Origin of the sequence: Peptostreptococcus russellii (assembly GCF_900110295.1) — a bacterium.
Taxonomy (GTDB): Bacteria; Bacillota; Clostridia; order Peptostreptococcales; family Peptostreptococcaceae; genus Peptostreptococcus; species Peptostreptococcus russellii_A.
The window spans coordinates 20217-27901 of record NZ_FODF01000014.1 but is presented as its reverse complement, the minus strand read 5'-3'; the positions used below and the strand labels follow the sequence as shown (position 1 = coordinate 27901).

The window sequence follows — 7685 nt, the reverse complement described above, 5'->3', positions numbered from 1 at the left end:
AAGGGGACTAGTTATCTTATAAGAACGGAGGAGTAAATATGAGTATAAATAGTGTTGTTTTAATAGGAAGACTTACAAAAGAACCAGATTTAAGATACATATCAGGTTCTGGCACTCCAGTAGCGACTTTCACTTTAGCCGTTAGTAGAGATTACAAGGATAAGGATGGGAATTACCCAGTAGACTTTATACCAGTAGAAATAATTGGAAAACCCGCTGAGTACACATCTAATTATATAGATAAAGGGAAATTAGTGGCAGTTCAAGGAGCAATTAGGGTAGATAGATATGAAACTCAAGGTGGAGAGAAAAGAACCTTTACCAAAGTATCTGGGAGAAATATACAATTATTAGAAAAACAAAAAAATGATTCAGAAAAATACAATGTAGGTGCAGAATTTAAAGAAACAGTAGAAGACGATGACGTACCATTTTAAGGAGGAAGAAAAATGAAGTTTGAAGATTTAAAAGTAGGGGATAAGGTTTATATATCAGAAAGGATTGACTGGGAGAAAGCTATAGAAATAAGTGAAAAGCTTGCAAGAAAAGACACTAGTAACATAAATAATGATGATGAAAAAATGAACCCAATAAGAGATTTGAAAAGCGGAGACAAGGTATACATTAAAGATGATTTGATACATGGTGAAATTTACGACAACGACAAATTTGTCCCTGGCATGAGAAAAGCGGTAAATACAGTTAGAGAAACTACTAATTATCATGGTGTTGATTTAATAAGCTTTGATGGTGGTTTTTATTATGAATTTACACCTGAGATGGTAGATTGGGGAAAGACAGCTATGCTGAATAAAAACATTCCCAAAAAAGACACTAGCAATATAAAACCTACGTATGACGGGACTGTATTATCTTGGGATGATATAGAGGTTACAAGGCATAGAGATGATAAAGAAGATCTAGAAAAAGCGGTAATGATGTTATTGCTAAAAAAAGAAGTATATAGCTTCGGAGATGTAAGAAGGATTGTTAAAAACACAAAAGTAAAATGGGTTCCAAAAGATGGACAAAAATTCTTTTTCATAACTTCTCCAGGCAACATTTCATCAGATATATATTATGGAGACTGGAGTGTTCACGAAGAGCTTCGCGTGTTTGGGAATTGCTTTAGGACAGAAGAAGAGGCAGAGAAAAAATTAGAGCAAATACGAAAGTTATTAAAGGAGGATTAAAGTATGGCAGACACACTTGTTAGGCTGCGTGAATTGGTTGGTAACAGTTACTGTGATATGGAAGATTTAGAACATGATGTAGTATCGTGTTTTGATACGGATGAGGAAGTTATAGCATTTTATAATGTTTGTAACTATACGTTTGAGGCATATATAAATCAATATGGAAACACAGAATATGAAATAGAGATAGACGAAATAGGCGAAAACGTAGTAGTGATAAATGTTATAGAAAAGCAAGGCAGATGAGAAAAATATTACAGGGATAAGATATTAGATGGGAGCATGCTAATGATAAGTAAAAGAGATTTTAAAGCTGTAGAAAAAATGCTTTATAACTATCCTAAATTAAATGATAGCATAAGACAAATAGAATTAGACATAGAAGCTGTAAAAAATGAGTATAATACTTACAGAAGCTTTGATTATACTAAAGATAAGTTAAGCAGGACAAATAGTACAGGGAATGAAATAGAGGATTTGGTAATAAGAAAAGAAAAAATTATTAACAAATTATACACTAACAAGAAGAGATTGGAGATAGAAAGAGAAAAGTTAGATATTGCAATAAATAATTTCACAACAGAACAGAAAGAAATTTTTGAGGATAGATACATAAAGCTAAAAAGCTTGCAAGAAATAGTAATAGATAGGAAGATGGGGAAAAATAGATTTTACAAATTAAGGGATAGTATTATTTACTCAACTTACAACAGTATAAACCCTAAAAAAGTAGTTGCAGAAGTAGAAGCGAGATTTAAACAAAAAATATATGAAGTGGATTAAAAAGAGATAAAATAGGTAATAAAGGGGGAATAAATAGGGAATAAGTAGGGAAGCACAATGCAGTTATATGTTATATAATGGTATTGTTCTTAGTAATGCAAAAAGACCCCCGACATATTTAATGGAGAAAGGTGAACCATATAAGGTTCGCCTTTTTTGTTGTGTAAAAAAGAAAGGAAAATAGATAATGGATGAAATTTTAAAAATTAAAATTGATGAGATAATTCCATATGGGAAAAATCCAAGAAACAATGAAAATGCGATAGATAAGGTTGCAGAATCAATTAAGGAGTTTGGATTCACCTCCCCAATTTTATTGGATAGGAATAATGTAATAATAGCAGGGCATACAAGGCTAGAAGCAGCAAAAAAATTAAACTTAACAGAAGTAGATTGTAGATACCTTGATTTAACAAAAGAACAGGCTAAAGCTTATAGACTGGTAGATAATAAGACTGCAGAATTATCCGAATGGAATTTAGAATTTCTTGATATGGAACTAGAAGAACTGTCAACAGAAGGTTTCCTAATGGAACCTTTTGGCTTTGAAAATACCAATTATGAAATCAAACCAACTTCATTGCTTGATAAAGTTAAGGATAGCCCGTCTGAAGGACCAATGCTTAAGGAGAGATTTATTGTCCCGCCTTTTTCATACATAGACACAAAAAAAGGAGAATGGCAGGAAAGAAAAAGAGAATGGAAGGAATTGGGGTTAATAGGAGAGGCTGGAAGAGATAAAAATCTTTTATTCTGTAATAATTTAAATAGCGGAGAAGGGGAAGGTTTCGATTCTGGAATATCTATATTCGACCCAGTTTTATGCGAAATATGTTATTCGTGGTTTATACCTCAAAAGGGAGGGAGAATATTAGACCCGTTTGCGGGGGGACCAGTTCGCGGAGTAGTTGCAGATTTACTAGAGTATAACTACACAGGGATAGAATTAAGGAGTGAACAAGTAGAAGCTAACATGGAAAATGCGAGCGAAATAGGTATTAAAAATGCTAGATGGATATGCGATGATAGTCAAAACGTGGATAAATATGTAGAAAACGAAACACAGGACTTGATATTTACTTGCCCCCCATACTTTGATTTAGAAGTATATTCAGAAGATGAAAAAGATATATCAAATATGGAATATGATGATTTTGTTATTGCTTATAAAAATATACTAAGTAAGACGGCAAAAAAATTGAAGAATAATAGATTTGCTATAGTAGTTATATCTGATGTAAGGGATAAACAAGGATTTTATAGAGATTTAACAGGTGTTACTAAAGAAGCATTTAAAGAAAATGGTGTTTATTTTTATAACGATATAATACTTTTGAACTGTATAGGGACAGGTGCGGTAAGAGCTAATAGAAGTATGAACAAGGGAAGAAAAGTGGTTAGATTACATCAGAACGTGTTGGTATTTTACAAAGGAGATCCAAAAAAAATAAAGGAAGAATTTACTGAAATAGATTTGAGCGATGTAGAAATAGTAATCGAATAATAAGGAAGTGAGATGATGGCAAATGAGAAAAACTTAAAAACACCAAGCACGAGCGAAGCACGAGAAAGAGGAAGAAAAGGTGGAAAAGCAAGTGCAAAAAAAAGAAAAGAAAAGGCACAAATAGAAAAATGTCTAAATACAGTCCTTACAGCCCAAATACATGAACCTAAAATACAGAAAATGTTGGAAGGGTATGGAATGGAGAATACTTGGCTTATGGCAATGCTAATGGCAATGGCAACAAAGGCGGTAAATGGGAGCGTAGGGGCTTTTGAACAACTTATGAAAATGACAAGTGAAGTAAAAAAAGATAAATACGATATAGCTGAACAAAAAGCTAGAATTGAATATATGAAAGTTCAAGTAAAGGAAAAAGAAAAAAACATAAAAGAAACTGAAAGCGAAGAAAGCAAGTTAGATAAGCTTATGGAAGCTATAGAAGGCGGCTTCAAAAATGAATAAGTTGTACCACAAAAAACAACAAGAGGTTTTAAAATTTGCAGTTAACAATGATTTTTTTATGCTAATTAATCACGGAGCAAAACGAACAGGAAAAACGATAGTAAACAATGATTTATTCTTGATGGAATTAAGACGTGTAAAGAGGATTGCAAGACAAGAAGGAGTTGAAGAACCACAGTATATACTAGCTGGGGCAGACTTAGGGGCATTGCAACGTAATGTATTAATAGAGTTAAGTAATAAGTATGGAATTGAATTTAAGTTTGATAAACATAATAGATTTAAAATGTTTGGGGTTTTAGTTTGTTGCTTCGGGCACAGCAAAAAAAATGATTTAGGAAGAATAAGAGGTATGACAAGTTATGGTGCATACATAAATGAAGGGACAATGGCAAATGAAGAAGTCTTTAATGAAATTAAATCAAGGTGTTCTGCAACGGGTGCAAGGCTTTTGATAGATACAAACCCAGATCAACCGGAACATTGGTTAAAGAAAAACTATATTGATAAAGCGGATTTTAAAACAATAGCACAATTTCAATATAAGCTTGATGATAATACTTTTTTGTCTGAAAGATATAGAAAAAATATTAAAACATCCACACCAACAGGAATGTTCTACAGTAGGGATATAGACGGTGAATGGGTAAGTGCCGAAGGGATTGTATATCAAGATTTTGATAGCAAGATACATTATGTTACAGAGTTACCTGAAATGGTTAGATATTTTGCTGGAGTAGACTGGGGATATGAACACTTTGGTTCTATTGTAGTTATAGGGGAAGGTGTTGATGGAAACTTTTATTTAATTGAAGAAATAGCGAAACAGCACAAAGAAATTGATTATTGGGTTGAAGAAGCTAAGAAAATAAAAGTAAAATACGGAAATATTAATTTTTATTGTGATACGGCAAGACCAGAGCATATTGTTAGGTTTAAACGCGAAGGGATCCGATCTATGAATGCAAGTAAAAGAGTTATGGCAGGCATAGAGGAAGTGGCAAAACTTTTTAAAACTAAGAGATTGTTTATAAATAAAAATGGGGTTGACCGCTTCAAACAAGAGATATATATGTATGCGTGGAATGAACGCACAGGCGAACCAGTGAAATTATGGGATGACGTGTTAGACGCACTCAGATACGCAATATACTCAGATAAGATAGTAACTAAAAGGAAGGTATAAATGGGAGGTGAGAAGGTGCTAAATATGAATATAAAAAGAATTAATCAGCTTATAAAGAAGAATGCAGAAAAGCATGATGCAATGAAAAAAGCTAAGGAATATTACATAAATAAGACAGACATAGAAAAAACTGGAGTAATATCAACAACAGTAGAAAAGGTTCGAGATAATATACTTCGCAACGCTGATAACAGAATAACGCATCATTTTCACGGACTTCTAGTAGATGAAAAGGCTGCATATATGTTTACCTATCCTCCAATAATTGATATTGATGATGATAAAAAAGGTGCTAACGAAAAGGTAAACGCAGTGTTAGGACACAACTTTGAGAGAAAATTAAAAGACCTCTGCATTGAGGCTTCTAATTGTGGGGTGGCTTGGCTTCACTACTGGATAAATGATAAGAACGAATTTAAGTATGAAAAAATACCGAGTGAACAATGTAATCCTATTTACAGCGGAACACTTGAAAATGAGCTTATAGGCTTTGTAAGAACTTATAGTAAGCTAGAATATATCTCTGATAACACAACAGAAACATTTAATTATGTGGAGTTATGGGATAATAAGCAATTTACAATATATAAATTTAAGGTTGGAAATGAAGTCAATCCGATTTCCACAGAGGCAATTAATCACCAGCTAGGGAGAGTTCCTTTTATTAAGTTTGCTAATAATATGCTTGAAACGTCTGATTTAGATAAATACAAGAATCAGATAGACTTATATGACAAGGTTATGAGTGGTTATGCAAATGATATAGAAGATATTCAACAGATTATATACATCTTAGAAAATTACGGCGGTGAGGAAGATGATTTCATTCAAAAATTGAAGAGATACAAAACAATTCCTTTGGCCAACAATGAAGTAGAAGGTAAGGGAGACCTTAGAACCTTACAGATTGACATTCCTGTAGAAGCTAGAAAACTAATACTAGAGGTGCTTAAAAAACAGATATATGAATTTGGACAAGGCTTACAACAGGATGTTGAGAGTGTAGGTAATGCGAGTGGCGTTGCTTTAAAGTTTTTCTATAGAAAACTAGAGCTAAAGTCCGGAAATATGGAGACAGAGTTCAAAGAGGGAATTAATGAGCTTGTAGAAGCTATTTTAAGACACTTAAATATATCACACGATAAAATACAACAGACATATACAAGAAACATGATTTCTAACGATTTAGAAAATGCACAGATAGCACAGCAGTCTATTGGTATCATTCCAACTAAGTATATACTTCGTAATCATCCTTGGGTTGATGACCCAGAAGAAGCAGAGGATATTTTAAAAGAAGAACAACAAGAAAGACTATTAAGCATAGCAGATGCAGATTACAAGAAAGTAGTTGATGGCAATGCAGACGAGGAATAGCAAGTATTGGGAAAAACGAATGCTTTATGTTGAAAATAAACTGAATAACAACACAAATAAAACTGTGAAAGAAATAAAAAAATTGAATAAAAACTTGCAAATGAGGTTAAATAAGGATATAACATATTGGTTAAATAAGTTTGCAGTTAATAATGAAGTATTTACCTATCAAGATGCTAAAAGACTACTTAATTCCGAGGAACTAGAGGAATTTAAAATGACCGTAAAAGATTACATTAGAATGGGTACAGAAAATGCGGTAGGGTATGATTGGGATAAGCAACTAACCAATATGTCGGCTAGAGTACACATTTCACGTCTAGAAGCTTTACAAGTGGCTATAAGACAACACGCAGAATTATTTATAGCCGCAGAACATAGCCTTATTGAAGAAAGGATAATAGAAAATTTACAGGAAAGCTACTACAGACATACATATGAGCTGTTCCAAGGGCTAAATATTAAAGCAGACTTATACAAGCTTGATACTAATCTTGTAAAAACACTTATTAATAAGCCTTGGACTGCAGATGGTGTAGAGTTTTCCGAGCGAATATGGGGCAAATATAGAGCTGAGTTAGTTGATTACTTAGATACTAACTTGAAGCAAAATCTTATTTTAGGTAAAAATCCTAAAACTTTAGTTACAGATTTATCGGACAAATTCGGAGTTAAAAAGTCGCACGCGGAAAATTTACTTAGAACAGAAACAGCACACTTTCAACAAAAGGCACAAGAGATGTGCTTTAAAAAATTAGAAGTAGAAAAATATCAAATAATAGCAACTTTAGACCATAGGACAAGTACTATTTGCAGACGAATGGACTTAAAAGTGTTTGATGAAAAAGACAGAAAGATAGGGGTAAATGCTCCACCTTTTCATTGTAGGTGCAGAACCACAACAGCACCTTATTTAGATGATGTAGAAGATGTTGGAAGAATGATGCGAGATGCAAAAGGTAAAAGTGTATACGTTGAGAAACTGAAGTACGAAGATTGGTATAAAAAGTATGTTGAAACTGATGATGAATTATTAGCAATACATAAGAAACATAAGAGCTTTAGAAACAGTAAAAGATAAAAGATGTGAAAAGAAATGATGAATAATTGCAACATATAAGAATCTACCGTAAAACGTAAGAATCTTCCGCAAAAACGGCAGATTAAACGGTAGATA

General features: G+C 32.9%; 9 protein-coding genes. All 9 read left to right on the top strand.

Features of this window, described 5'->3' with window-relative positions:
• Window positions 1-44 precede the first annotated feature (44 nt).
• The 9 genes from BMY82_RS07470 (at window position 45) to BMY82_RS07430 (ending at window position 7589) form a co-directional block, all read left to right on the top strand.
• Window positions 45-437 (top strand): single-stranded DNA-binding protein, encoded by a 393-nt coding sequence (locus tag BMY82_RS07470; RefSeq protein ID WP_091975941.1) that lies wholly within the window; start codon window positions 45-47, stop codon window positions 435-437.
• Window positions 438-449: 12 nt separating this feature from the next.
• Window positions 450-1193, top strand: coding sequence for a hypothetical protein (locus BMY82_RS07465; protein ID WP_091975938.1), 744 nt, complete (start codon window positions 450-452; stop codon window positions 1191-1193).
• 3 nt (window positions 1194-1196) lie between these two features.
• A complete protein-coding gene (locus tag BMY82_RS07460) occupies window positions 1197-1442 on the top strand; it encodes a hypothetical protein (protein ID WP_091975937.1) in 246 nt (81 codons plus the stop codon).
• A gap of 42 nt (window positions 1443-1484) precedes the next feature.
• Window positions 1485-1979, top strand: a complete 495-nt coding sequence (locus BMY82_RS07455; protein ID WP_091975936.1) for a hypothetical protein — start codon at window positions 1485-1487, stop codon at window positions 1977-1979.
• Between the two features lie 187 nt (window positions 1980-2166).
• Entirely contained in the window at window positions 2167-3483 is a 1317-nt protein-coding gene (locus BMY82_RS07450; RefSeq protein WP_091975935.1) for a DNA methyltransferase, read from the top strand.
• Between the two features lie 15 nt (window positions 3484-3498).
• Window positions 3499-3945: a hypothetical protein gene (locus BMY82_RS07445; protein WP_091975934.1), complete on the top strand. Its 447-nt coding sequence runs from the start codon at window positions 3499-3501 to the stop codon at window positions 3943-3945.
• Window positions 3938-5131 carry a PBSX family phage terminase large subunit gene (locus BMY82_RS07440; RefSeq protein ID WP_091975933.1) on the top strand — a complete coding sequence of 398 codons (1194 nt, stop codon included), beginning with the start codon at window positions 3938-3940 and terminating at the stop codon, window positions 5129-5131. The genes BMY82_RS07445 and BMY82_RS07440 overlap by 8 nt, the downstream gene beginning before the upstream one ends.
• Before the next feature lie 24 nt (window positions 5132-5155).
• Window positions 5156-6508 (top strand): phage portal protein, encoded by a 1353-nt coding sequence (locus BMY82_RS07435; RefSeq protein WP_091975940.1) that lies wholly within the window; start codon window positions 5156-5158, stop codon window positions 6506-6508.
• Window positions 6486-7589: a minor capsid protein gene (locus BMY82_RS07430; RefSeq protein WP_091975932.1), complete on the top strand. Its 1104-nt coding sequence runs from the start codon at window positions 6486-6488 to the stop codon at window positions 7587-7589. Before BMY82_RS07435 ends, BMY82_RS07430 begins: the two co-directional genes overlap by 23 nt.
• Window positions 7590-7685 lie beyond the last annotated feature (96 nt).

Coding starts and splice junctions, on each gene's coding strand:
- BMY82_RS07465 (WP_091975938.1), top strand. CDS start 450: ATGAAGTTTGAAGATTTAAAAGTAGGGGATAAGGTTTATATATCAGAA.
- BMY82_RS07460 (WP_091975937.1), top strand. CDS start 1,197: ATGGCAGACACACTTGTTAGGCTGCGTGAATTGGTTGGTAACAGTTAC.
- BMY82_RS07455 (WP_091975936.1), top strand. CDS start 1,485: ATGATAAGTAAAAGAGATTTTAAAGCTGTAGAAAAAATGCTTTATAAC.
- BMY82_RS07450 (WP_091975935.1), top strand. CDS start 2,167: ATGGATGAAATTTTAAAAATTAAAATTGATGAGATAATTCCATATGGG.
- BMY82_RS07445 (WP_091975934.1), top strand. CDS start 3,499: ATGGCAAATGAGAAAAACTTAAAAACACCAAGCACGAGCGAAGCACGA.
- BMY82_RS07440 (WP_091975933.1), top strand. CDS start 3,938: ATGAATAAGTTGTACCACAAAAAACAACAAGAGGTTTTAAAATTTGCA.
- BMY82_RS07435 (WP_091975940.1), top strand. CDS start 5,156: ATGAATATAAAAAGAATTAATCAGCTTATAAAGAAGAATGCAGAAAAG.
- BMY82_RS07430 (WP_091975932.1), top strand. CDS start 6,486: ATGGCAATGCAGACGAGGAATAGCAAGTATTGGGAAAAACGAATGCTT.